30 protein-coding genes are annotated in these 22933 nt (G+C 64.9%); 11 read left to right on the top strand and 19 right to left on the bottom strand.

Annotation, left to right across the window (positions count from 1 at the left end; all coding sequences use genetic code 11):
• Positions 1-50 precede the first annotated feature (50 nt).
• The 4 genes from IFT90_RS16585 to IFT90_RS16570 are packed head-to-tail and all read right to left on the bottom strand — an operon-like array spanning position 51 to position 3568.
• Complete coding sequence (locus tag IFT90_RS16585; RefSeq protein ID WP_192043314.1) at positions 51-1484, bottom strand: carboxylesterase family protein; 1434 nt, start codon at positions 1482-1484, stop codon at positions 51-53.
• Between the two features lie 19 nt (positions 1485-1503).
• On the bottom strand, positions 1504-2829 hold the full coding sequence (locus tag IFT90_RS16580) for a replication-associated recombination protein A (RefSeq protein WP_192043313.1): 1326 nt from the start codon (positions 2827-2829) through the stop codon (positions 1504-1506).
• Positions 2826-3170, bottom strand: a complete 345-nt coding sequence (locus IFT90_RS16575) for an MmcQ/YjbR family DNA-binding protein (protein WP_199861922.1) — start codon at positions 3168-3170, stop codon at positions 2826-2828. Before IFT90_RS16575 ends, IFT90_RS16580 begins: the two co-directional genes overlap by 4 nt.
• Before the next feature lie 11 nt (positions 3171-3181).
• Positions 3182-3568: an MmcQ/YjbR family DNA-binding protein gene (locus IFT90_RS16570; protein ID WP_192043311.1), complete on the bottom strand. Its 387-nt coding sequence runs from the start codon at positions 3566-3568 to the stop codon at positions 3182-3184.
• Positions 3569-3639: 71 nt separating this feature from the next.
• On the opposite strand from IFT90_RS16570, the gene IFT90_RS16565 reads away from it, so the two are divergent.
• Positions 3640-4191 (top strand): TetR family transcriptional regulator, encoded by a 552-nt coding sequence (locus tag IFT90_RS16565; protein ID WP_192043310.1) that lies wholly within the window; start codon positions 3640-3642, stop codon positions 4189-4191.
• Positions 4192-4218: 27 nt separating this feature from the next.
• Positions 4219-5223 carry a zinc-binding dehydrogenase gene (locus IFT90_RS16560; RefSeq protein WP_197980973.1) on the top strand — a complete coding sequence of 335 codons (1005 nt, stop codon included), beginning with the start codon at positions 4219-4221 and terminating at the stop codon, positions 5221-5223.
• A gap of 328 nt (positions 5224-5551) precedes the next feature.
• On the opposite strand, the gene IFT90_RS16555 is transcribed toward IFT90_RS16560, so the two are convergent.
• On the bottom strand, positions 5552-6001 hold the full coding sequence (locus IFT90_RS16555; RefSeq protein ID WP_192043309.1) for a DUF4279 domain-containing protein: 450 nt from the start codon (positions 5999-6001) through the stop codon (positions 5552-5554).
• Positions 6002-6761: 760 nt separating this feature from the next.
• Between IFT90_RS16555 and IFT90_RS16550 the strand changes: the two genes are divergently transcribed.
• Positions 6762-7034 carry a hypothetical protein gene (locus IFT90_RS16550; protein ID WP_192043308.1) on the top strand — a complete coding sequence of 91 codons (273 nt, stop codon included), beginning with the start codon at positions 6762-6764 and terminating at the stop codon, positions 7032-7034.
• Positions 7035-7160: 126 nt separating this feature from the next.
• Here IFT90_RS16550 and IFT90_RS16545 read toward each other — a convergent pair whose 3' ends face one another.
• The 5 genes from IFT90_RS16545 to IFT90_RS16525 all read right to left on the bottom strand — a co-directional run bounded on the left by IFT90_RS16545 (position 7161) and on the right by IFT90_RS16525 (position 10517).
• Positions 7161-7520, bottom strand: coding sequence for a hypothetical protein (locus IFT90_RS16545; RefSeq protein WP_192043307.1), 360 nt, complete (start codon positions 7518-7520; stop codon positions 7161-7163).
• A gap of 189 nt (positions 7521-7709) precedes the next feature.
• Positions 7710-8135, bottom strand: coding sequence for an ADP-ribosylation/crystallin J1 (locus IFT90_RS16540; protein WP_192043306.1), 426 nt, complete (start codon positions 8133-8135; stop codon positions 7710-7712).
• 173 nt (positions 8136-8308) lie between these two features.
• Positions 8309-8866, bottom strand: coding sequence for a GNAT family N-acetyltransferase (locus tag IFT90_RS16535; RefSeq protein ID WP_192043305.1), 558 nt, complete (start codon positions 8864-8866; stop codon positions 8309-8311).
• Between the two features lie 482 nt (positions 8867-9348).
• Entirely contained in the window at positions 9349-10095 is a 747-nt protein-coding gene (locus IFT90_RS16530; protein WP_192043304.1) for an SDR family oxidoreductase, read from the bottom strand.
• Positions 10092-10517 (bottom strand): hypothetical protein, encoded by a 426-nt coding sequence (locus IFT90_RS16525; RefSeq protein ID WP_197980972.1) that lies wholly within the window; start codon positions 10515-10517, stop codon positions 10092-10094. The genes IFT90_RS16530 and IFT90_RS16525 overlap by 4 nt, the downstream gene beginning before the upstream one ends.
• 97 nt (positions 10518-10614) lie before the next feature.
• On the opposite strand from IFT90_RS16525, the gene sigJ reads away from it, so the two are divergent.
• The 4 genes from sigJ to IFT90_RS16505 all read left to right on the top strand — a co-directional run bounded on the left by sigJ (position 10615) and on the right by IFT90_RS16505 (position 13104).
• The gene (gene sigJ / locus IFT90_RS16520; protein WP_192043303.1) at positions 10615-11517 is read left to right on the top strand and encodes an RNA polymerase sigma factor SigJ; all 903 of its coding nucleotides are present in this window, start codon (positions 10615-10617) and stop codon (positions 11515-11517) included.
• 102 nt (positions 11518-11619) lie between these two features.
• Positions 11620-12069, top strand: a complete 450-nt coding sequence (locus tag IFT90_RS16515) for a carboxymuconolactone decarboxylase family protein (protein WP_192043302.1) — start codon at positions 11620-11622, stop codon at positions 12067-12069.
• Between the two features lie 221 nt (positions 12070-12290).
• Positions 12291-12587, top strand: a complete 297-nt coding sequence (locus IFT90_RS16510; protein ID WP_192043301.1) for a hypothetical protein — start codon at positions 12291-12293, stop codon at positions 12585-12587.
• A 94-nt stretch (positions 12588-12681) separates the two neighbouring features.
• The gene (locus IFT90_RS16505) at positions 12682-13104 is read left to right on the top strand and encodes a hypothetical protein (protein ID WP_192043300.1); all 423 of its coding nucleotides are present in this window, start codon (positions 12682-12684) and stop codon (positions 13102-13104) included.
• A gap of 119 nt (positions 13105-13223) precedes the next feature.
• On the opposite strand, the gene IFT90_RS16500 is transcribed toward IFT90_RS16505, so the two are convergent.
• The 3 genes from IFT90_RS16500 to IFT90_RS16490 form a co-directional block, all read right to left on the bottom strand.
• Positions 13224-13649: a hypothetical protein gene (locus IFT90_RS16500; RefSeq protein ID WP_192043299.1), complete on the bottom strand. Its 426-nt coding sequence runs from the start codon at positions 13647-13649 to the stop codon at positions 13224-13226.
• 121 nt (positions 13650-13770) lie between these two features.
• Complete coding sequence (locus tag IFT90_RS16495; protein ID WP_192043298.1) at positions 13771-13965, bottom strand: hypothetical protein; 195 nt, start codon at positions 13963-13965, stop codon at positions 13771-13773.
• A 57-nt stretch (positions 13966-14022) separates the two neighbouring features.
• Entirely contained in the window at positions 14023-14292 is a 270-nt protein-coding gene (locus IFT90_RS16490; RefSeq protein ID WP_192043297.1) for a hypothetical protein, read from the bottom strand.
• Between the two features lie 365 nt (positions 14293-14657).
• On the opposite strand from IFT90_RS16490, the gene IFT90_RS16485 reads away from it, so the two are divergent.
• The 3 genes from IFT90_RS16485 (at position 14658) to IFT90_RS16475 (ending at position 18004) form a co-directional block, all read left to right on the top strand.
• Positions 14658-15131, top strand: coding sequence for a hypothetical protein (locus IFT90_RS16485; RefSeq protein WP_192043296.1), 474 nt, complete (start codon positions 14658-14660; stop codon positions 15129-15131).
• A complete protein-coding gene (locus tag IFT90_RS17730; RefSeq protein WP_371741100.1) occupies positions 15128-15721 on the top strand; it encodes an RNA polymerase sigma factor in 594 nt (197 codons plus the stop codon). Before IFT90_RS16485 ends, IFT90_RS17730 begins: the two co-directional genes overlap by 4 nt.
• 2004 nt (positions 15722-17725) lie before the next feature.
• Positions 17726-18004 (top strand): hypothetical protein, encoded by a 279-nt coding sequence (locus IFT90_RS16475; protein ID WP_192043294.1) that lies wholly within the window; start codon positions 17726-17728, stop codon positions 18002-18004.
• A gap of 163 nt (positions 18005-18167) precedes the next feature.
• On the opposite strand, the gene IFT90_RS16470 is transcribed toward IFT90_RS16475, so the two are convergent.
• From IFT90_RS16470 to IFT90_RS16445, 6 genes are all read right to left on the bottom strand, one after another.
• Complete coding sequence (locus IFT90_RS16470; RefSeq protein WP_192043293.1) at positions 18168-18683, bottom strand: hypothetical protein; 516 nt, start codon at positions 18681-18683, stop codon at positions 18168-18170.
• A 208-nt stretch (positions 18684-18891) separates the two neighbouring features.
• Positions 18892-19467: a VanZ family protein gene (locus IFT90_RS16465; protein ID WP_192043292.1), complete on the bottom strand. Its 576-nt coding sequence runs from the start codon at positions 19465-19467 to the stop codon at positions 18892-18894.
• A 103-nt stretch (positions 19468-19570) separates the two neighbouring features.
• On the bottom strand, positions 19571-20377 hold the full coding sequence (locus tag IFT90_RS16460) for a GH25 family lysozyme (protein ID WP_371812371.1): 807 nt from the start codon (positions 20375-20377) through the stop codon (positions 19571-19573).
• Positions 20378-20494: 117 nt separating this feature from the next.
• Positions 20495-20995 (bottom strand): hypothetical protein, encoded by a 501-nt coding sequence (locus IFT90_RS16455; protein ID WP_192043290.1) that lies wholly within the window; start codon positions 20993-20995, stop codon positions 20495-20497.
• A 76-nt stretch (positions 20996-21071) separates the two neighbouring features.
• The gene (locus tag IFT90_RS16450) at positions 21072-21245 is read right to left on the bottom strand and encodes a hypothetical protein (protein ID WP_192041629.1); all 174 of its coding nucleotides are present in this window, start codon (positions 21243-21245) and stop codon (positions 21072-21074) included.
• Between the two features lie 30 nt (positions 21246-21275).
• Positions 21276-21476, bottom strand: a complete 201-nt coding sequence (locus IFT90_RS16445) for a hypothetical protein (protein WP_192043289.1) — start codon at positions 21474-21476, stop codon at positions 21276-21278.
• Between the two features lie 152 nt (positions 21477-21628).
• On the opposite strand from IFT90_RS16445, the gene nhaA reads away from it, so the two are divergent.
• Entirely contained in the window at positions 21629-22930 is a 1302-nt protein-coding gene (nhaA, locus tag IFT90_RS16440; protein ID WP_192043288.1) for a Na+/H+ antiporter NhaA, read from the top strand.
• Positions 22931-22933 lie beyond the last annotated feature (3 nt).

The following is a 22933-nucleotide window of genomic DNA, read 5'->3' as shown; positions in this document are numbered from 1 at the left end:
CCGACGGGCCGGATCGTTCACACGATCCGGCCCGTCGGGGGCTGTCTTTCTCAGGGCCTGTCGATGCCCTCGAACGTGCGGAGCACCTCGAGCGCGTGAGCTGTCGGATCATAGGGAGAGTTCCCGATGCCCTTCGCCGTGGCCTCAGCCGAGACCGGCGCCCAGAGCGCATCGCGTCGACCCTCAGCGAGGTTGAGCAGTGCGTCGCGGACGAAGCTGTCGCGGGCCACTTGCTCCTCGCTGGAGTCCGGGCGCGTCTGCCCGACGATGCCGTACATTTCTGTCCCGTGGAAGGCAGGGGCGCCTTCGGCGGGGCCGATCGACAACAGATACGCCGTGCCACCAGCGCCCGCGTGAGCGAGGGCCCCACGGGTCTGCGGCAGGGTGAAGGTGAGATCAGTCAGCAGTGCCCCTCTGACCTCGATGGGGGTGCGCCCGTCGACGTCGTACTCAGCAACGATCTTCTGGGCACGACTTCGGGGAACGCGGTTCCGGTCCGAGAAGTCATCGATGATGGCGTCGATGCTTCCTGGGTCGAAGTCCTTCGTCCGGTAGAGGACCCAGTAGTCGATCTCATGTGTCGTGCTGCTGAACAGGATGTCGACGTCGCGGTGCTGGCCTGAGTGGAGGACGTCCATGGGGCGGCCAGTGAGGACACCGTGTGGCTGGTCTCTGTCGTCGACGAGACCGATCATGTCGTTGTCGACACCGTGGGCGGCGCCTGGATCAGATGACTGGGTCTTCGCCATAGCTTCCGCAAGCTCGAACGCGTCGACGTCGAGCAGCTGTTCGGGGTGGTCCTCGAGGCCAAGAGCTGTCAGCACCGCATGGGCACGTTTCTCGGCCCCCCATGCCGGCACGAGGCGTGCGGGCATCCCGGAGAACGCAGCTAGGCGGTGGAAGAGGCCCGCAGCAGAGGGAGCAGCCAGGAGGTTCAGGGTCGAGTAGGCGCCAGCACTGTGGCCGGTGACCGTCACGTTGTCCGGGTCACCACCGAACCGGGCGATGTTCTCACGCACCCACCGGAGGGCCGCGATGATGTCTTGGAGGGCGAGGTTGCTCGCTTCACTGAGCGCCCCACCGTAGTGGGAGAGCGAGAGCGCGCCGAAGGCGCCCAGACGGTAGTTCACCGCGACTCCGATGACTCGTCCGGTCGCGGCGAGACCGGAGGCGTTGGAGGTGGTCTGAGTATTCGACCCGAGCATCCAGCCGCCACCGTAGATGTAGACGACAACCGGCAGCGGCCCTTCGCCGGCGGTCTCGGGTGCCCAGACGTTGAGGTTCAGGCAGTCCTCGCTGAAGCCGCTGTCGGCCTCGAGCCAGCTGGTGTCGCCCGCTTGCAGCGGCGCCGGGCCCTTCTTGTCATACGGCAGGTCGGGGTCGAAGGGGACGGTCTGTGGGCTGCGGAAACGGGCCGCGGTGGCGTAGGGGATTCCGAGCCACGAGCGGACTGATGTCTGGTCTTGGGTGGGGGCGGTGTCCATCGGGGTGTTCCTTTCGGTGTCAGTCGTCGACGTGAGGCGAGTGGTCGTGGGATGCGGCTGTCTGCTGGCGGAGGGCGGCCCAGTGGCGGAGGCGTTCGGTGATGGCGCGTTCGTAGCCACCGGTGCTGGGTTCGTAGAACGTCTCGCGGGGCATCCCCTCAGGGAAGTAGTCGGCGCCAGAGAAGCCGGTGTCGGTGTCCGGGTCGTACTGGTAGCCCTCGCCGTAGCCGAGATCCTTCATCAGCCGTGTGGGTGCGTTCAGGATGTGGGCGGGCGGCATCAGCGAACCCGTGCGTCTCGAGGCTGCCTGCGCCCGGGTGAAACCGCGGTACACGCCGATCGACTTCGGGGCCGTCGCTAGGTAGACCACAGCCTGCGCGATGGCGAGCTCCCCCTCCGGTGAACCGAGGCGGTCGTAGACGTCCCAGGCCGCCAGGGCCTGCTGGACGGCTGCAGGGTCGGCCATCCCGATGTCCTCGGTGGCGAACCGGGTGAGGCGGCGCGCGATGAACAGCGGGTCTTCCCCTCCCTCCAGCATCCGGGCGAGCCAGTACAGGGCCGCATCCGGGTCTGAACCGCGCAAGGACTTGTGAAGCGCGGAGATGAGGTTGTAGTGCCCCTCCTGTGTCTTGTCGTACAGCGGTGCCCGCTTCTGCACGGCCGCGGCGAGGGTCGCCTGATCGACGGGCGCGGGCAGGTGCCGCACTTGCTCGATCATGTTCAGCAGGTACCTCCCGTCCCCGTCCGCCATAGCTATCAGCGCCTCGCGGGCTCCGGCAGTGAGAGGCAACGGTCTATCCAGGAGCTCCTCGGCGCGGTCAACAAGCGTGTCGAGGGCTCCCTCGTCGAGTCGGCGGAGGACGAAGACCTGACTGCGCGACAGGAGAGCACCGTTGAGCTCAAAACTCGGGTTCTCCGTCGTCGCACCGACGAGGACGACCGTGCCGTCCTCGACATAGGGCAGGAACGAGTCCTGCTGAGCACGGTTGAAGCGATGGATCTCGTCGACGAAGAGCATCGTGCCCTGCCCGATCTCGCGGCGTCCCGAGGCTGCTCGGAACACCTTCCGCAGGTCGGCAACACCGGAGAACGTGGCCGAGAGCGGCTCGAACGCGAGGCCGGTCTGGTCAGCGAGGAGCCGGGCGATGGTGGTCTTCCCGCAGCCCGGAGGCCCCCACAGGATCATCGACACAAGTCGATGCGCCGTCACCATTCGGCCGATGGGTGCGTCCTCGTCGAGCACGTGACCTTGCCCGACCACGTCGCCCAGCGTCCGGGGCCGCAACCGATCGGCGAGGGGCTGGGACGAGTCGTCGACGTCGAACAGCGACGGCTGCGCGCTCATGAGCGCCGACCCATCTGGCCGCCGGCGGCGAGTTCGTGGGAACCGCGCACCAAGTCCTCGACGAGACGCTTCGTCACACCAGAACCCTCGCCGACCGAGATCCAGTGGTCCTTGTCGAGGTATCGCCCCGGAGTGATCGACTCGTGGTCGCGGCGGAGCGCGTCGGCGTAGTGCGGATCGGCCTTGACCGTGATGATCTGCAGGTCAGGATCGTCGTCCGTGACGAGGAGGAACACCTTGTTCCGCACCTTCCACACGTCCAGATGCGGGGTGAACGGGCGCCCCCGGCTGACATACTCGAGCGTCGAGGCTGCGTCACGGGCCGCCTTCTGCAGCTGCACGCCCGAGAAGATCATCGCTCGTGCCGGCCGAACGTCGTCGGGTCCACGGGCCGTCTCACGTGGGGGAGGCCCTCGACGACCAGCAGATACGACTCGGTGACCAGGTCGTCAACGAGGGGAGCCGGGAGATCACCTCCCGGGTGGACGGTGATCCAGTGCTTCTTGTTCATGTGGTAGCCGGGCGTGATGTCGTCGTGCTGCTCGCGAAGGGCTTTCGCGTCCTCTGGTGCGGCTTTGAGGACAACGATCGGTTCCCCGGTGATCTCCGTCGTGAGCATGAAGACCTTGCCCCGGACTTTGAACACGTCCCAGTCGGGACCAAACGGATGCTCGAGGTCTGCACCAGGCAACTCCGTAGCTCGTGCCCGGGCGTGCTCCTGCATGGTGTCGGCCTTCATGTGTCCTCCACGATCGTCAACTCCGGAAAGTACGTACGATGGTACGCACTTGGACTGACAAAGGAGAATGAGTGCGGAAAGGCAAGCCCAACGACCCTGAACGGCGTGCGCGCATCTTGAGCGCCGCACTGCAGGTGATCCGCACCGAGGGAGTCCACGCGGCCTCCTACCGGCGAATCGCCAGCACTGCGGGTGTTCCGCTGGGCTCGGCGACGTATTACTTCTCCGACCTCGACGGGCTCATCGTCGCCGCGTTCGAATCACTCGAAAGCGAACTCGAGTCGAGATTCGCCGCACCACTGCGAGCTGCATCGACGACAGATGCGGTCGTCGCGGCCCTCGTCTCAGCGACCATCGGAGCGACCAGCCCCGGACGCCAAGACCTCCGCCTCTACAACGAGCTATCCCACTACGCCGCCAGGAGCACCCGCGCAGCGAATGTCCTCCGTCGCTTCCAGGAAGAATCGCTCGTCATTCTCCGAAGCAGGCTGTCTGACTCGACCTCCCGAGCAGTCGATGCGCTCATGTGGGGCTGGTGGAGCTATCGCCTGTTCCACGACGACGCACCGCTCGACGAGGCCATGGTCCGCCGCGCCTTCCACGCCCTGCTCGAAGATCGCTAGCCGCGATGAACTCGAAGGAGATTCGCAATGCCCGACACCATGAAAGCCATCCGACTCACGGTCCCGGTCGCGCCTGACGGGCTCATCGTCACCGAAGTTCCCCTGCCGGAAGTCTCGGCGGGGCAGGTGCGCATCCATGTCCACGCGTTCAGCGTGAACGAGTCCGAGGTGACCAGCCGAAGAGGAGAATCGGGGCCAGACTTCACCTTCCCACGCATTCTCGGCATCGAAGCCACCGGCACCATCGACGCCGTCGGTGAGGGCGTCGATCTACCCCTCGGGCAGAAAGTCGCCACCATGATGGGCGGCCTCGGCCGCACCATCGATGGCAGCTACGCCGAGTACACCGTCGTCGATGCTTCGAACACCATCCCCTTCACCACCGAGCTCGACTGGGCCGTCGTAGGCGCCCTGCCAGAGATGCTGCAGACAGCCCACGGCGCCCTGATGACCGGCCTACGCCTGCAGCCCAACCAATCTGTGCTGATCCACGGAGGGACCTCGACCGTCGGGTTGACCGCCATCGCCATCGCACACCTTCTCGGTGCCCGCGTGATCGCAACCACCCGAAACAAAGACCGCACTGAGCTCCTTCTCCACATCGGTGCCGACCACGTCCTCCTCGACGACGAGACCCTCACCGACAAAGTCGGCGCACTCGCGCCCGACGGGCTCGACGGAGTCCTCGAATTCATCAGCGCCGCCCGCCTCCCGGACATGCTCACCCTCGTGAAGCACGGAGGAACGGTCTGCTTCGTCGGCGCTCTCAGCGACATGTGGACGATTCCAGAATTCTCCCCATTCACGATCCCCAATGGCACCAACCTCACCAGCTACGGCGGAGAAGCAGCCGACCTTCCCGCCGCCGCCCTGAACACATATCTTCAGGCGATCGCAGACGGCACACTTGCCGTCGTCATCGCGAACACCTACCAGGGGCTGGACCAAGTGGCAGATGCTCATCGGGCATTCGACTCCAGTCGCACGCCAGGGAAACACGTGGTGACACTTCTAGCCGAGAGTGTCCGTTAGGGGATCGTTGACCGCGACCCATCCCGCTGGAATGCTTCTCGGAACCAAGGAGGTCGTCATGTTCGAAGAACGCGGGTGGTTCGCAGAGGCTGACGCGAGAGCGCTCAGGCCCGCCGACTCCGTGAACGGTGTGGATCATCGTGGCGATCCTCCCCAAGCGGAGCACCGGCCTGAGCCGGTCCGCCTCCGTCCGCTCGATCGCCTCTTGCGCGGCTTTCCTTGGCATGACCGCACTCAGGCACCGCGCCGTTAGCCAGCACCCCGCGTCTGTCCGGTAGACGGTCGGCTGCCGGCCGGTGGTGACGTGTCCTGTTGGGCTCCGCCAGAATCACCAGACGTCGTGATACGAGAGCTGCGTGTGCTTAGTTGATCTGGGTGTCAGTTCGAGATCAAGCCCAGCGGCTGCCACCTGCTGCAAGACCTGCGCGGGCACTGTGAAGGTGGTTTCTTCGTGGTCGGTGATGAGGGACACGGCCAGTGTGATGAGGTAGCCCTCGAGGCGCAGCTTGGTGAAAAGTGTCGCCGAGTTATGCGGCAGCAGTAGCAGTATCCACTGCACACGCCCCCAAGGGTCTTGCCCGTGCTCTGCGCGGATAGCGTCGACGTGACGGTTGCTGAATAGGTTCCATATCGACACGTCGAAGACGCGGGGGCCGTCACCCTTGAGATCGCCGATCTCGTACTGCTCGTCCGGTGTGACGCCCAAGAGCTGTGTCACGTGCACCGAAGAGCCCTGCTGGCCATAGATGTTTAACTCCACCTGGACGTTCTTAATCACTGCGGCAGTGTCCCACTCACGCTTCGCCGAGATCGGAAATTTTGACCCGATCGTGCCCGCTTACCGATGGTCGTTCGGGCTCCCGCGGCGGTGCTAGGTCAGATGAACACGGACCCAGTGCCGACCAGGGCGACCACGACGGATCCGCCCAGCGTGATGTACGCCCGTCGAGACAATGCTCGTCCGGCACGCCGGTCGGCAAAGGCGAACGCGACTGCGATCAACGCAAGAAGGATGGCGACTGCCCAACAGACGAGAATTACGGCTCGACCGTAATGCACGGTTCGCGATCGCACGTCCCGATAGCCGATCGCCAACGGGTCTCAGTGTGGCGGCACCGCAGGCCGCTCGGCTGCAACACGCAAGCGCGCTACCGTGACCCCATGGCACGTCCATCTCGCCCCACTCGGTGGGCGTTAGTTCTCAGTATTTTGACCGTCGCAGCGCTCGTCGTCTGCGCTATCGCAACCGTCAGGGCAGGGTGGTTCACACCGGTCTTTCCCTGGCCAGTGCCTGAGGGGACGGAGATCATTCAGACAAAGCAGCAGTTTGAGTCGGCGCTTAATGCGCAGCGCGTGGGACGGGTAGCCGCAGTTGCAGCGCTTATTTCAGCTCTTGGCGTGGCTGTCGTTACGTTCGTTCATCGAAGAGCCCGACGCGCCCGATAGACGATCGGCCACCGGCCACATCCATCAGTCTGTTGGACGACGGGCAAGTCGCGGGCATCCTGGTGCGCGAACCGGCGCGCTATGGTCCAGGCATGACGCGTCGTGCCGGTCTGACTTCCCGCCTCGTTCTGGTTGCCGGCCTGGCCGCGTTGGTTGTGGGCGTTGTCGTCCTTGCCGTCGCGGCGGCGCAGCCGGTGTCCTTCGGGTGGTTCGCCTATGCGCCCCTGTCGGACACGACGTTCACAGCCGAGGGGGTGCACATGTTCTCGACCGCAAGCCTTGTGGGCGCGGCCATCGTCGTCATCAGCTTGCTCGTGCTGGCAGCATGGCTCGGCTACCGACAGTGTGTGCGCCGCAAGCCTTGACGAGGCGTCCCGATAAGGGATCGGCTGACGGGCGGGATGTAGATGCTGGGCCCCGTGGTCAGGACGAAATCTCTGCCACCGTCTAAAAGCTATGCACGTCGGCGGCCACGCTGGATCCCGCGGAGATCAGCCGCGCGGCCTGATCCGCTGTCGACGGCGCCAAGTGCGACCGCCGATGATCAACCCGGAGAGGCAGCTGAGGAGCCATGCGTAGTACGTAGGCCCAATGTGGTCTTGGACCAGGATGAGAACGACGACGCCGATTGGCAGGCTGCCCAGCAGTACCAAGTCGACCCAAACAGTGGGCCTTAGCCGACGAAAGTACGACACCGATAGGGCGTAGCCCACCGCCATAACGAGAAGTACGGCCCAGATGTTCGCGTGGAGGAAGCCCACGGTAAGCCCTACCGCGATGATCGGGGCAGCGAAGACGACTATCGCCTCGGGGGCATTGATGAATACGTATGGCTTTCTGCGAACGCTCATGGCCTTGATACTGCCTGCTTCCCGCCTTCGCACGGTTCACGCTTCATGGGAGCTGTCGCGGTCACGCATCACATGCCCGTCGCGAGCAACGCAATTGAAGTGCAACCGGGTAAGAATTTGGCGCGAGCTCGCGGGCCGCAAGACCAGCTCTTAGCGTGCCCGATAGACCATCGCTCCCCGACCACTGCCTCACGGCGCATTACGGGCGGGCCACTCCGCGCGGAACTCTTTGATCTCGCCGTCGGCGTCATCGCGACGGAACGTGCTGACGAGCGTGATGGGCCCCACGAGATTCGCGTTGAGTTCATCGAGGCGTTCCGCCGGGATCCAGTACTCCAGGATGCTTCGCCCACCCACCTGCTGGACATCGAAGCCCTCGAGGAAGCTTCGACGCACCGAGAACCGAGTGACATGGCCAACGCCCGAGGCCTTCACATTCCAGTCTCGGGCGATGCGCGCAGCGTAGTCCTCGTTCAACACCGGGTAGAAGATCGGCTGATCCGGCAGTCTCGGGGGCCACAGCGACCAGCCACTCGCCTCGACGAGCTCGAGTTCCTCCGGGCCCGTAGGCCGCCAGAGCACAACGCTGCTGTCCGTCTCCGATCGTGTGGTCATGAAAACAGGATGCTGCATGGAACGCTCATTTCCTATCTGTCTATCCGTCGACGTGGGCGAGCGTCGACCAGGCTCCTCCGCGGCGTCCGATAGGGGATCCGTTACTGGGAGGGGAGCGACGACGGTGTTCCTGCCTGACGGCTGGTCCGTGCTGGCAATCCGTTGGCTCTGGTCTACGAGGAGAAGAGGCGGAGTGCGTCCTCGCTGAGCGGGCGGTCGGCGAAAAGGAGTCGTACCGCGTCCGGGTCGGGATTGCCTGCGTCTGGGCCGCGCCACACGAGCTCTAGGCCTGCGCGCTGGGCCGCACGACGCGATCCCTCGTTGTGCTCGAGGAGGGACGCGACCAGCGGTAGGTCGCGTCCTGTCGCGGACACTGCTTCCCGGGCCGCCGCGACGATCTCCTGCGCGTGGCCCCGTCCCCACGCTGATGGTGCCAGCCGATAGTAGATGTTCCACGCAAGGCCCCCGCGAAGGCTGGGGCCGCCCATGCCGACCAGCGCGCTCGTCGCCGTGTCCCGCGCGACCCAGACATCGAGGCCGTTGGCATCCCATCCCGCCAGGTATCGATTGACCAGTTCGCGAGTGTCCGCCAGCTCGGTGTGGCGTGCGGACGGGAGGTGTTTCCATACCTCCGGGTCGACGTGGAGGGCATGCAGTTCCGAGAGATCTCGCTCGGTCGGGCGGGAAAGCGTCAGTCGCTCTGTCAGCGTCGCCTGGATCGAATGGGTCATGTTCGCCATTCTTCCGCGGGTCGTGTCTGCATCGACAGTGGTGGTCCGAGCGAGCGTCGTGACCCTCGTGCTCTGTCATCCAGCGTGCGCGGCCGACGACGTCCGACAGACGATCGTTGACCGCGACCCATCCCGCTGGGATGCTTCTCGGAACCGACGGAGGTCGTCATGTTCGAAGAACGCGGGTGGTTCGCCGAGGCTGACGCGAGAGCGCTCAGGCCCGCCGAGTCGGTGAACGATGTGGATCATCGTGGCGATGCTCCTCCAACCGAGCACCGGCCTGAACCGGTCCGCCTACGTCCACTCGACCGCCTGCTTCGCGGCTTTTCCTGGCATGACCGAGTTCAGCGAGCGCGCCGTTAGCCAGCAACCCGCGTCTGCCCGATAGACGATGGTTCGCCGTTCTACGGCGCGTCACCCCGGAGCGCGGGCTCCGTTGTGAGGCAACAGACGCTAGCACTGGCCCCGCCCGTGGGGGATGCCTATCTCTGAACGGCCGTGAGCCATTCGTCGAAGGTCTGAGTGTCTTCTCGGGTGCCGGGGTAGGGGAGTAGCCCACCACTGCGCATCGCTTGTCCCATTGGCCCCGGCAGGGTGACGGACAGGACGGGGTTGTGCCTCCCTGCGGCTCGGGCGTAGCGGCGGACGAGGTCGGGCATGGACTCTTCCTTCGGTCCGGCGAGGTCGGCGACGTGGCCCTGAGGTCCGTCGGCCGCGATGGCGACGAGTTGGGTAGCGACGGCGGAGGCCGCGATCGGACGGCTCCGCATCTTTGGTGCGAGGAAGACTCCCAGTGTGGTCCCACGGTCCACGGTCTGCTGGGCGAACTCATGGAACTGCGTGGTGCGCAGCAAGGACCATGAGTCTCCTGAGCTGATCACCTGCTGCTCCTGGAATCGTTTGCCGGCGTAGTAGCCGGAGTCCGCGTCTGCGGCACCGATGATCGATGGGAGGACGTGGTGGTGCACACCTGCTGCCCGTTCCGCGGCCAGGAGGTTGTGGGTGATGGTCCCGAAGAAGGCGATCGCCTTCTTCGTGGACAGGGTGGAGGGCGCGGAGGTGTCGATCACCGCATCAACGCCGGCGAGCCTGTCGGCAAGGCCAGCGGCGTTCATCAGGTCGACGCCGGTGGCGCGGGAGAGGATCACCGTGTCGTGACCTGCGGCTTTCGCGGCCCGCACGACGTGGCGGCCGACCGTGCCGGTGCCTCCGGCGATCGCGACCCTCATGCGCGCCGTTCTTGTCGGCGCTCCGGGGTCCGGGGAGGAAGGAGGAGGGTGATGCCGAGAAGGGCGGCGATGCTGAGGCTGGTGAGGTTGCCGACCTTGTCGAAGTCGGAGCCCATCAGGTGGGTGGCGTGGTAGGTGAGGTGGAGCACCCCGAACACGGTCCAGGCGACGCCGGTGAGACGGGCGGGCGCAGCGGTGCGGGCGGGGATCGCGATGATGGTGATCGCTGAAAGGGCGAGGTAGAAGCTGCCGACGTCGCTGACGAGGTGTTCGTTCCAGGCGCCCATCATTCTCACCCAGTGCAGGCCGAACCCAGGGAACGAGTCGTAGAAGGAGCGGGGCGCGAACTCGGCCCAGACGCCCACGAAGAGTCCTTGGACGGCGGTGAGGGCGAGGATCACTCGCCGCGAGATGCTGTTCATGACCTACAGGACGACGCACCCCGTCAGGGTGTCAGGCCATCGCGCCTCACACTCGGGTGCGCTGCGTCGTCATGGTCAGGGAGAGAGGAGGTGCCAGATGGGCGCACAAGACGAAACGCCAGTCGACGGGGAGCTGATCGGTGAGCGCCGTCATCTGCTCTCGTTGGCGTTCCGGATGCTCGGTATCGTCGCCGATGCCGAGGACGCGGTGCAGGAGACCTACATCCGCTGGTACCGGATGGGCAGGCCTGAACGGGATGCGATCGAGGTGCCCCGAGCGTGGCTGACGCGAGTCGCGAGCCGTGTCTGCCTGGATATGTTGGGCTCTGCTCGGGCACGTCGGGAACGCTACGTCGGGCCGTGGCTGCCGGAGCCGGTCCCCACCTCGACGTTCCGGGAGCGCGTCGAGGACCCGCTGGACAGGGTGGCCTTGGATGAAACGGTGAGCACTGCCCTGCTGGTGGTGCTGGAGGCGATGACACCCGCCGAGAGGGTCGCCTTCGTCCTGCACGATGTGTTCCGCGTCCCGTTCCCCGAGATCGCTGACATCGTCGGCCGGACGCCTGCCGCCTGCCGGCAACTGGCCAGTTCCGCTCGCGCCCGGGTCCAGGCCGTGCCCTCCCGACAAGTGCCCCGCCGCGAGCACGACGAGGTCGTGCGTCGGTTCGCCGCAGCCGCGCAGACGGGTGACCTCGGCGCGCTCGTCACGGCTCTGGACCCTGCGGTCGTGTTGCGCTCGGACGGCGGGGGGATCGTCAGCGCGGCCCGGAAGCCGATCCGCGGCGCCGACAAGGTCGCCCGGTTCCTCCTCGGAGTGCTCGCGAAGAGCCCCAGGGCAGAGGTCCTCGAGCAGGACACCCACGATGGGCTCGGCTTCGCCATCTGGCGCGAGGGACGCATCACCGGCGTCGTCACCCTCGACGTGCTCGAGGGCTCGGTCACCGACGTACGAATGGTCGTCAACCCCGAGAAGCTGAGCCTGTGGGCGTCCGAGGGGTGAACCCGCGTGCCGGTTTTTGACTCGCCTCACATCGCGTCGCCCTGTGCCGTCTTGTCTATGGACGCTCGCTCCCGCGCTGCGCTGAGAGGAAGAGGAACACAGATGAGTCACGTGAACATCGGCAAGCAGTACCCCACGGCGTACAAGGCCCTGATGCAGCTGAACCACACGGTCATGGCGGCGGCCGCCGAGGCCGGTCTTAGTGAGCGCTTGGTCGAACTGGTGAAGATCCGCGCTTCCCAGCTGAACGGATGTGCGTTCTGCCTCCGGATGCACGCCCGGGACGCTCGCGAGCACGGCGAGACCGCCGACCGCCTCGCGGTCGTGTCCGCGTGGTGGGAATCGCAGTACTTCAGCGAAGAGGAGCGTGCCGCCTTGCAGCTCACCGAGCAGGTGACCTTGCTCAGCGACCACGGCAAGGTCCCCGAGCGCGGCGCCGGCGTGGAGGGCGCCCTCGACGACGCACAGATCGCGGCGGTCACGTGGATCGCCATCGTCATCAACTCCTGGAACCGCGTCGCCGTGGTCAGCCACTACCCCGTCGCTCCATAGTGCGGCTCGAGAGGGGTCATGGCCGCGGGCATGACCCCTCTCCGGCGATTTGCCTGCTGCGGCACCAAGGGACGCGCATGAGGATGAGCCCCTGCTGAGACACGACACATGGCGTCAGCTCTGAGAGGTGGATCGATCGAGTCCCGTCATGGCCAGCGTTCGTCGCAAGGTTCCAATAGCCCATCGCTTCTCGGTCTTTCGGCCTACGACATGCTTGCGGGATGGAAGCCAAGGTGCCCGCCCACCGTCGGACTGTCGCCCAGGTGCTGGCGGTCCTCACCGCCCTCGACCCGTATGGCCTCGAGCCGGGAAGTCCGGACGGGGCTCCTGCCAACGAGTACGACATCGAGGCCGTAGGTATTGCCCGCATCCTCCTTCGGGAGGGTGCTGTGACGGTCTACGACGTCGAAGGCGTCTGGATGCGCCATTTCTCAGAATCCCTCGTCCTCCGCATCGGCGTCACTCGCATGGCTCAGCTCGTGGACCAGCTAAACGACGCGGGCAGCAGGGCCCGATAGGGGATGGTTCCCTGCGACGGTTGGGTCGGCAATCCGAGAGACTGCCAGGCGGGCCGCCCTGGTGCTGGGTTCATTGCTCGGCCAGGATGAGGACATGAACACGGGGCAGTGGGCACGGCTGGCGGTAGTGCTTCTAGGTGCCGGGGCACTAGCGGGTTGCTCGGTGGCCACAACGGATGACGTGTTGGCTGAGGAAAAGGTCAGTTCTGATGCCCTGCCGCAAGTCGAGAGTGTGGTCCTCGATGATCTGGACTCGGAGTCGGCGCGGTACCTCGGCGAGGCTGAGGGAAATCGGTATTGGGCGGCCCGGAACGCGGATGACGACTTCTGCGTCCTCCTTCAGGTTGTCGAGGGCGAACCTGATGACATGATGTCCGGCTGCAGCCCGGGCGATGGGGCCACACTCACGATCTCCATGAGCGGAGGTCCTTCAGCTTCGTGGTCGGCTGTTGAAGATCCGGCCGTGCCCGATGGCAGCACGCTGCTCCGCGGTCACCTCGTTGTGTCGCCCCGCTGACCACACAGGCGGTCAGTCGCCTCATGGCGGAGAACCCTGCCCGAACTCGGCTCGAATGGGCTGACTAGCGTTTGCATCGTCCACTCCCAGTGAGGCTGGCCTGTCCCGATAGACGATGGTCATCCGTACCAACCTTGGGAGCCGGCCGCTTTCGAGAGTCGCGCATCCTCGGACGCGTCGGTCAAACGCCATCCGTAGGGAGCGGTCTGCACATAACTGTCACCGTCCTTCTCCAACCTTGCGCGCCCGTCCGAGAGCCCGCTAGTGAAGACCTCCTCGTCAATCCAGATGAATAGCTGGCTGACCCACCTTTGGGCGTCTTCGGGAGGTGCGAAGAGCCAATACTGGAGTTCACCGCTGGATGGGAGGGCGATCAGAAGACGCGCGGAGTGGCCGTCCCGCTGAACGAGTTCGACATCGAGGTGACCGGGTAAGGCCCGGATGTCCCTCATTTCATAGTCTAGATATGCCAGGTTCGATCCCGCAGACCGACACTTTCCGACAGCCATGCGCATCGCGGTCAAGATCTCATCATCGGTGAGCATGCACTGAGCCTGTCACCTCGCCTCGGTGGTCAGTTGCGATGTTCGACGTTTCGCATCAAGAGATTGGCGGAGCAGCGGAGCAAGTGTCCGATAGCCGATGCGCCTGCCGGCGGCTGCGGCTCTAGACCAACCAGCTTGCGATGTAGAGGCCAGCGCCGATGAGCATGATGATCGAGGCAAGACCAACGATGCGGAGTCTCTTCTGCCGGGGTAGCTCTTTGCCCTGGCTGTATTTGATGCCGATGTACGCAAGCAGGCCTAGTGCCACGAAGAGGAACGGCGCATAGGCGAGGCGAAGCGCCTCCGAGGTCGTCATGAGGCATTCTCTCCCACGCTTTTCAGCAGGCCTAGGGCGTGCCTGGTAGAGGATCTCTCAGCGGCCCATTGGCCTTCGCGACGTCCCGTCGGCGTTGTGGTCCTCGTCTCTAGACGCTTCGCCCTCGGCCACGTCTTCCCTGATGGTGATGCCCGGGTTCCAGCCGTGTTTCTTCCACCAGGTACGGAGCGCGATTCCGAGCGAGAGGCCAAGAGGTAGTCCTGCAAGAGGGATAGCCACGCCGTCCAAAAAGACCAGCAGGAGGATGCCGACCGCAACGCCAACGGCGCAAAGAAGATAAATCTGTTGGCTGCTTCGAGGCGACATAAAGGCACCATAGGCCGAACGCTGGAGCGCTACGTGTCCGGCCCGATAGACGATCAATCTTCGGTGACCAGGTGTTGCTGGGCCACGGCCTGCACTTCAAGGAATTACGAAAGAGGAAAAGTCGATTCTCGATGTCACACTTTGGTGCTCACTGGGCATTACTTCTGTGACGGCGGAGAGCCCGCGGTCATTGGTTGGATCGGATCACCTTGCCCAAGCACAATGTTGACGAAATCCTCGCTGAGAGCCGCCCGGCGTTTATCTCCTCAGTCGCTACGGGGGCGGCCCTCGATGCTCTTGTGGCAGAGACTCGCGTTGCCGCTGGGAGCCGGCGGCTTCCCCGGCGCCGAAAAGCACTGTGGCTCGTGCCCGGCAGCATTCTTGCCGTCGGAGCACTCACGGCCGGCGCAGTCGCCATCGATGGCCTGACGCGAATCGAGACCCCGATCCCCGTCTCTTACGTCACCGACACTGGGGTCGCAGTCTCGTGCACTGCCACCATCGAGAGCTCGTACTTCTCGCCCAGGTTCACCGAGGTCTCCACTTACTACCGAAATGCCGACTTCACCACGAGCGGTCTCGGTCAGCGCATTTACGAATACGCCCTTGTTCTGGCTGGCGACAAGGCAGGCACCCCCGGCGATCTCCCCCAGTCAGTGCAGTCAACAGCGCAAATCCCGGGAATCGGAGATCAGCAGCCCCTCGAAGACGAATCGGCCCTGTCCGTGTCCATGCTCGACTTCATCGTCATGGATGTATCCGAGGAACTCGGCCTGCCCGCCGGCACCGTGAGTGGCTGGGCAGAGATCGATTCGGACTGCGACGGACAACTCCATTGACGGGAACGACGAAGCCTCACCCTCACAGAGAAGTAGGCGCAGATCTCGCTGACTTGTTCCGCAACGAGGCTAGAGGGCTGCTCGGGTTCTTCATACGACGGGACGTACCAGCCGATGACGCCGCGGATCTCGTCAGTGAAACGTTCCTCGCAGCCTGGCAATCGAGCACGACCTGCACAATCGAACCGGACATGCTTCGTGCCTGGCTGTTTGGCATCGCTCGCAAGAAGCTCTCGCAACACCTACGAGGTCGAACCCGGCGGACTGCCTTGAGCGCACGCCTTCGGCTCACTGTGTCTGCCGATGCCCTCGAGCAACATGCCTCAACTGAGAACATGGAAAGAGTCGCCTACGTACGAGCGGCAATTGAGCAGCTTCCGGTGGTGGATCGGGAGATCGTGCGCCTCGTCTACTGGGACGGTTTCACCCAGGAAGAGGTGGCTCTAATCCTCGGAAAGCGGGCCACGGCAGTTCGTGCCCGCCTTTCCCGAGCCCGGAAGGTCCTCCACGATCAACTTGCCGACAAGGGCCCGCACGACGTACCCGGCGCATTCCGTGAGCGTGTCATTGGCGCCACCGAGGGTCGATAGACGATCGGCCATCCGTCGGGGTTGGGTTTTGGTCAGGGCTGACGTTGGGGTCCCGGCAAACCAATGCAGCCTTGGGCGGCGTATTGCGCCATGAAGACGCCGCTGATCTCGCTCTTCGGCGCCGGCCGCGCAACGCTGAGGAGGTCTCGACACCTCCCCGATTCCACGTCCACGACGATGAAGCGCATGCGTGTTCCCACGTCGCGATAGGCAAGGAGACTGGTGTCGTTGATCCACCCGACGACTGTCAACCAAGGGGGTGTTGCGTGGGTTCTCGATGACAGTGTCAAGGCGAGTCAGAGAACCGAGTCGTGTGTCGAGCACCTCGGGGTAGCCGCCTGGACTTGAAGCCACGAGAAGCCGTGAGCCGTCCGGGCTCCAGCACCCGGAGCCGACCAGTTCGACTCCGTCGAACCGTTCCACTTGGTTGTCTACCAAGTCGACGGTGGTTACCCCGCTGATCTGCCGATCTGGCGTCTGATGGCTCAGCGCGAGGTGCCGTCCGTCCGAGGTGAACTGTGCAGCAGGCCCCGTCTGGTTGTGGCCGAACCGTTCGTCGACGGGAAGCTCGATGACCGAGCGTTTCTGGGTGATGACGTACTTCGAGTGCGTCGAGTGACCCGATCCGCTTACTGTCACGGTGACGTCGAGGACTTCACCGTTTGGCCCGTGGGCTCGCGTAAGAGACGTTGGCGCCTCGACCGTTTGGCGGCCCGTCAGGAGGTCATGTTCGATGTACTCGTCGCCCTCGGGTGCCAGGCCACGGACTCGACGCTCGAACCGGAGGTGCGCGCCCTTCGGATCGAGAGAGGAAGACGACAGGCGAACGATCCTCTTGTCGCCGATGTCGGTCAACTCGAGCAGGCCACCGTGTGAGCCCCAAGCCCAAGCTCGCCCCATGCCCCAGATCATCCACGGAGTGGGACTGCTGGGCCGGCCAACTCGGGTCTTCGAGGCGCGCGGGCCATCTGCCACGGCTTGTTCGTCAGTCACCCTGTCATCCTGGCTCTTGCTCACTTCTGTGATGGCCTCTGTCGAAATCGTCGTACACCTCTGAGACGCGAGCTGTCGTTCCGCTCAGCGAAGCCCCAAGCCACCGGTATGTTCTGCCACGGCCTGCGGCGCCCAAAGCCATTGATGTGCGCTGCCCGCGGGAAGGGGAAGCCGAAAGCTGCGGTGGTCGGTGATCGATCGATCACCGGCTCACGCAGATGAACCAGTCATTGGCGCCGGCGTGCTCGAAAGTTCCTGAGATCGAGGCCCAAAGGATGGAGGCAGCGACAAGGAGGGCGCTTCCCGTTCCGAGAAAAAGCCACCCTGTCGAGTAAGTCGGTGGAGACGCTAGGGCCGCGTAGACGAGGCCGGCGGCGAGGACGCTCATGCACAGCACCGACAAGGCAAGGCTTGCGCGACGTAGACGGCTCATCTGCTTAGCATGTCATCTGCCCACACGATGGCTCCACCGCGTGGTCGATGTCGGATGCCCGATAGGGGATGCTTCATTGAGGCAAGCGGAGGACTGCTCTACGAGGTGCTTCGAGTAGGAGCATGCCGGGTCCGGGTGGGTGGCGGCGGGGGTGAGTTGATCTCCGTCTTTCGAGTGATGATTCTGCGTCTCGGCGCGGGCAAGCTGTGTTCCATGGTCATTGACGCGTCAGCATCTGGGCTCACGACCTCAGGAGTCATGCACGAGGGCGCGAGCCGGTCGCGATGGCCTCGGTAGCTGGCTTCGGACGCAGCGGCCGGGTCCAGGTCGTCGCTCCTCATCTGGTCTCGATCCTCGTTCTGGTCCTGGCTGTGTCCGCAGCCTTCTGTGGAGCCGCCGTGTCTTCCCCTTTGAGGCAGTCGATCCTCACCTTCGACGATGGTGAGAGTCTCCGTCTTCTCGCGTCGTATGCAGTCTGTGTACCTGTCGGTGGCGCACTCGTGTCCGTGCTCGTGCGTGGGCGCTTCCCTCGGACAGGCAAGCGGGTGTGCGCCCTGTGGGGGCCTGTGGGAGCTTGGGTGGCCATCGCGATCGTGGCCGTCGTCCTCGGGTTGACCCTCGTCCTGCTCCAGTCGGTGCCTCAAGGGCACCAGACGCATGTCCAAGCAGTTGCTGCGGCACAAGGGTTGTGGCTGCCGCTCGTGTCTTTCGCGACTCATCTCGTGGGCATTGCTTGGGGTGTTCTGGACACCCGCCGTTCCGCAGCGAGGGGAAGCAGTCTTCTCGTGCTGGGCGTAGCGGTATCAGCACCGGGCGCGATCGCGATCGTTCTCACCGCCGTGGCCCTCTGGCGGTAGCCAAGGCGTTCCGCCGTGACGAGCCGCCGCCCTTCGCGATGTCGCGAGGTGAACGGCAGACGTTCACCTCGCTCTCAGGCGGCTGTCGTTCTCAGCGATCTCAGTCGGGAACGTGCCCGGTACGAGATCGGAAATTGGACATGATCGCTTCCATCACCCGCGTCTAGGGCTTCACGGCCACTTGGCGGTAGGCGCTGTAGAGGGTGTCGACGTAGTCGGGGCACTCGGCCGAGCTGCCCCGCGTATGACCCTCAGGGTTCGCGGTGAGGGTCATGCAAGCGACGAGGGCGCGTGTGTCGGAGCCGAATAGCCCGACACTGCCGGTGCTCTGATCGGCTATGAGGAAGGACACCCACACGACCCCCTGCTCGTCCGTGCTCAGGCCGTAGACGACGCTCGTCGGAGGACCTCCGGGAGAGTCGCTTGCCGGTTCGGCGCCGTCGAGCGCAAGGTCCGTGTACAGCTCGCCCGCTCGTATTCGATGCTCGACCGAGTCTCCCGTGGGGTTATCGCCGATGTACTCCAGGTAGCTCCGCATCTGTTCCGCTTGCTCTTCGATCTTGCCCTTGACGGTGTGATCGACCGAAGCAGCGCAACTCATGCACGCTGCGGCAAGCACGAGGGCCACGGCGCCGGCGCCGGCCATGCGGACAGCTGACCTGGGGACGAATCGGCTCATGAATCATCACTGTGGACCACCCACCGGACTTGGTCAACGTGACGTGACTGCGGCGCGACCACCTCTCGGTGGCAGCGTCATCGGCGGACCATGGAGGGAACACCGCGTCAACTACGGAGACCATTGATTGGCAGCGCCCCGCAGCTCGGTCAAAGGACTGCGTAAGGGTGCCCGTTAGACGATCGATCAGAGGACGCTCTTGACGGGATCAGGGGGTGTCGGACGCCTGGTGATCGGTGTGCCAGCGGAACCGGGCAACGAATCGAGACAGGATCGGCACACGGGTCAGCGCCAGGGAGATCGCGAATCCGCTGACACCACCAAGGGTGTTCCAGATGGAGTCGTTGATGTCCGCGACGTGACCTCCGGAGAACAGCTTCTGCGTGAGAAGTTGCAACACCTCGATCGTCAGGCTGACCGCCGCGGCGGTGAGTAGCACTTTCCATCCGGACGGGCGGCGCATGAAGAGTGGGATGAGGATGCCCAGTGGGATGAACACCACCACGTTGGTGAGTGCGTCTCGGAGTTCGTAGTCGTGGAACGGAATCAGCGCCAGTGCCGGCGACCACGGCTCGCTGCTCGGGGCCGGGTCGAGGAAAATCGGGAAGACCGTGTTTGCGAAGATTCCCGCGGCGTAGATGGCGATAGCGGCTGCGATGGTAGCCCGCGGCCATGTAAATCGCTGTCCTCGGATCAGGAGGACCAGTTGGGCGGCGAACACGATGATGCCGAAGGGAATGGCAATCGGCAGGGCAGGGATTTCGCCGAACGGGCTGGGAGACATGTTGCGTGAAGCCTAGTGACGCTAAACCGCTGCGGCGGATTGACGTCGATCGTCCGATAGGGGATCCGGTTGCGGGCATCAGGGCGGCCGCGACGGCGGGGTGTCAGGGCAGCAGCAACGACTCCAGTTCTTCGCGGTTGCCTCTGAAGGCGTTCATATCGATGAACTTTTCGTCGCCGTCGTACCCGTCGAGCTGCTCGCGTGCCGACCACTGCCAAAAGGCCCAGTCGCGGTGGTCGGTGAGATGCGGGGAGGTGGCGACCGAGCGGAACCAGATGGGGTTGTCGGGGTAGCTCCCGGCGAGGTATCGCTCGTACCAGTCGCGGGTCGCGTACAGCACGGCCGGTCGGCCGTAGTGCTGTTCGATAGCAAGCAGGATCGGGTCCAGCGCTTCCTTGACTGTGGCTGCCTGGGGAGGGCTATCGCAATACTTGGCGTAGCACTCGACGTCGACCACGACGGGCAGGTCGCCCCGGTTCCGGGAGACGGTGGCTATGACGTTGGCTGCTTGGTCGGTTCCCGGGCTGTCGACGCTGAAAAAGTGGTAGGCGCCGACGAGCAGGTCGGTGTCGTGGGCTTCGGCCCAGTTGCGGGCGAACCGGGGGTCTTGGTAGCTCGAGCCTTCCGTCGCCTTGATCCAGGCGAAGTCGATGTCCTGCGACGCCAGGACGTCCCAGTCGATCGTGCCTTGGTACGCGGACACGTCGACGCCCTGCACCGGGTACCGGAGGGCCGCTGTGCGAGTGGGCCAGAGCGTGCCCGTGAAGAGAAGTGCGGCGATGACGAGCAACGTGAGGGCGACTGCGGCGGCCGAGATGGCGACTCGGCGCTGTCGGCGTCGTCGAGGAAGCGCGCCTGCTCGGGCTGAGGCGTCGTCTCCGTTCTCGTGTTCGTTCACGTTGGGCTCCACAGGAGACGAGGCTACGGGGGCAGGGCGAGCGGGCACGTTCTCGAACCCGCTACCGGTTCCGACAGATGATCCCAGTGCGTGCTGCAGCTCGCGGGGCGTCGAGCGAGCCGGTTCGTCTCAGGGGTTGGTGCGCCTCCAGACCGCAACGACGTTCTGGTCGCCGACCTGTCCCTGACCGTGCTGCAGGTAGCCCGTCCTCTCCGCGGAAACGACGATCGAGTCGGCCCCGAGGTCCAGGAGCTCCTGCTCGACCATCGTGGAGTTCCCGGGGCTGTCCGGCAGTTGCTCGATGACCCAGCCGTCGGGCACCTCGACGGCGCCCTCGACGTACTCGATGCCCATGCCCAGCATCGAATGCTCCACGGCTTCCGAGGTGATGACCTTGGCCCCCTCGGGGAAGTCCACCCCTGTCACGGCGCTGATGGTCTCAAGCGGTACGTCGTGGCAGCGCGTGGAGAAGGGGTTGCAGACGCCGTACTCGCCCGGCTCGTTCAGCTTCGTGTTCACCGCGATGATCGGCGCCGCCACGACACCCGCGACGATGAGCCCGATGACCAAGAACAGGCCGGCGAGCAGGAGCAGCTGCCGGCCGAGGCGGGGCGGGGCGTACTCGTCCATCTGCCCATCCTCGGCGAGGGCGACCATGGACGCGTCCGTCTGGCGCCCGAGAGGGGTGCGCCCTGCGGATGAGTCGTCAGCTGGTGGTGTCCCAGGTGAGGAAGACCACCCCGACGAGGACCGGCACGAGGGACAGCAGCGCGATGATGACGCCACCGACGACGCTCGCTGCGCGCTTGTCCATCGCCAGCCAGATGCCCCCGACCACGCCGAGGGCGCCGATGATGATCAAGGTCAGGGAGAACGCCACAGGGGTCCTTTCGAGAGTGTCGATGGCCGGCTACGAGAGGGAGATGCCCGGCGCCACCGTCACCAGCAGCACCACGGCACCGAGCAGAAGCGGTACCAGCGATCCGACGATGACCACGACGCCCGCGGCGACGCTGAATTTCGCACTGACGACCTCTCGGTTCCGAATGAGGAACACGCCGGCACAAAGACCGATGAGGCCAGCGGTGAGGCACACGAGCGCGAGGGTCACGGTGCAGATCCTGTCATGAGATGGATCGTTGATCGCTTCAGAGGCTGTCCCAGATGGGGATCGTGTTGCGAGACGCCGTGGCGGTCCAGCCTTGGCCCTGAGTCCCTGCCGGTGGGGTGTCGATCTGCCGCTGTCTGGTAAGACAAGGAGCGATGGCACACGACGACCTGACCCCATCCCGCCCTCCCGCCGCTGCTGCTGCCCCCGGGCTGTTCGCTGCGGACACCTCCTTGGAGTCCACCCGTCTCGGGGAGATCCTCCGGAAGGAGACCGTGGGCGGCATCGTCCTGGTCATCGCGGCGGTCGTCGCCGTCGTGTGGGCGAACTCTCCGCTATCTGGTGCGTACTTCGCGATCCGTGACTTCGAGTTCGGCCCGGCGGCTCTGGGGCTGCACCTGAGCGTGGGGGAGTGGGCCGCCGACGGGCTGCTCGCGATCTTCTTCTTCCTCGTCGGCCTCGAGCTCAAACGAGAATTCGTCGCCGGTGAGCTGCGCAAGATCAACAAAGCGATCGTGCCGGTGGCCGCCGCGTTCGGCGGAGTCCTCGTTCCTGCTCTGATCTTCACCGCCATCAACGTCAGTGACCCGGACGCGGTGCGCGGATGGGCGATCCCCACGGCGACCGACATCGCCTTCGCCGTGGCCGTGCTCGCGATCGTCGGCTCGAGACTCCCTGCTGCGCTGCGGATCTTCCTCCTGACCCTCGCGGTCGTGGACGACCTGATCGCCATCGGGATCATCGCCTTCGTCTACACCAGCGCCATCGAGGTCCTCCCCCTCGTGCTGGCGATCATTCCGCTCGCCACGTACGTCTTCCTCACGCAGAAGTTCCGCCGGTTCTTCGGCCTGCACCCGGCTGCGAACTGGTTCATCCTGCTGCCGGTGGCCGTCCTGGTGTGGGGACTCATCCACGCCTCGGGCGTCCACGCCACCGTCGCAGGAGTCCTCCTCGGCTTCGCCGTGCCCGTGATCCGCAGCCAGGCCAGCGGCGGGCCGGGCACCGGCCCCGGGCTCTCCGAAGTCTTCGAGCACCGCTTCCGGCCCATCTCCACCGGCTTCGCCGTCCCCGTCTTCGCGTTCTTCTCCGCCGGGGTCGCCTTCGGAGGTCTCGACGGATTGAGGACGGCTCTCTCCAGTCCGGTCACAATAGGCATCATCGCCGCCCTCGTCCTCGGCAAACCGATCGGGATCCTCGCGACGACGTGGATCACGACGCGGATCACCCGGGCGGAGCTAGACCGGACGATCACGTGGATCGACCTCACCGGTGTCGCCCTCCTCGGCGGCATCGGCTTCACCGTCTCCCTGCTCGTCGCAGAACTGAGCTACGGGCTCGGGAGCGACCACGACGACGACGCCAAGGTCGCGATCCTCATTGCCTCGGTCGTTGCTGCTGGCCTTGCGACAGCTGTTCTCAGGCCGCGCAACCGGCACTACATGCATCAGGACGCCTAGCTG

It is taken from the genome of Frigoribacterium sp. CFBP 8766 (assembly GCF_014841435.1).
Taxonomy (GTDB): Bacteria; Actinomycetota; Actinomycetes; order Actinomycetales; family Microbacteriaceae; genus Frigoribacterium.
The sequence above is the reverse complement of the archived record's forward strand: the minus strand, read 5'-3'. Positions and strand labels throughout refer to the sequence as shown.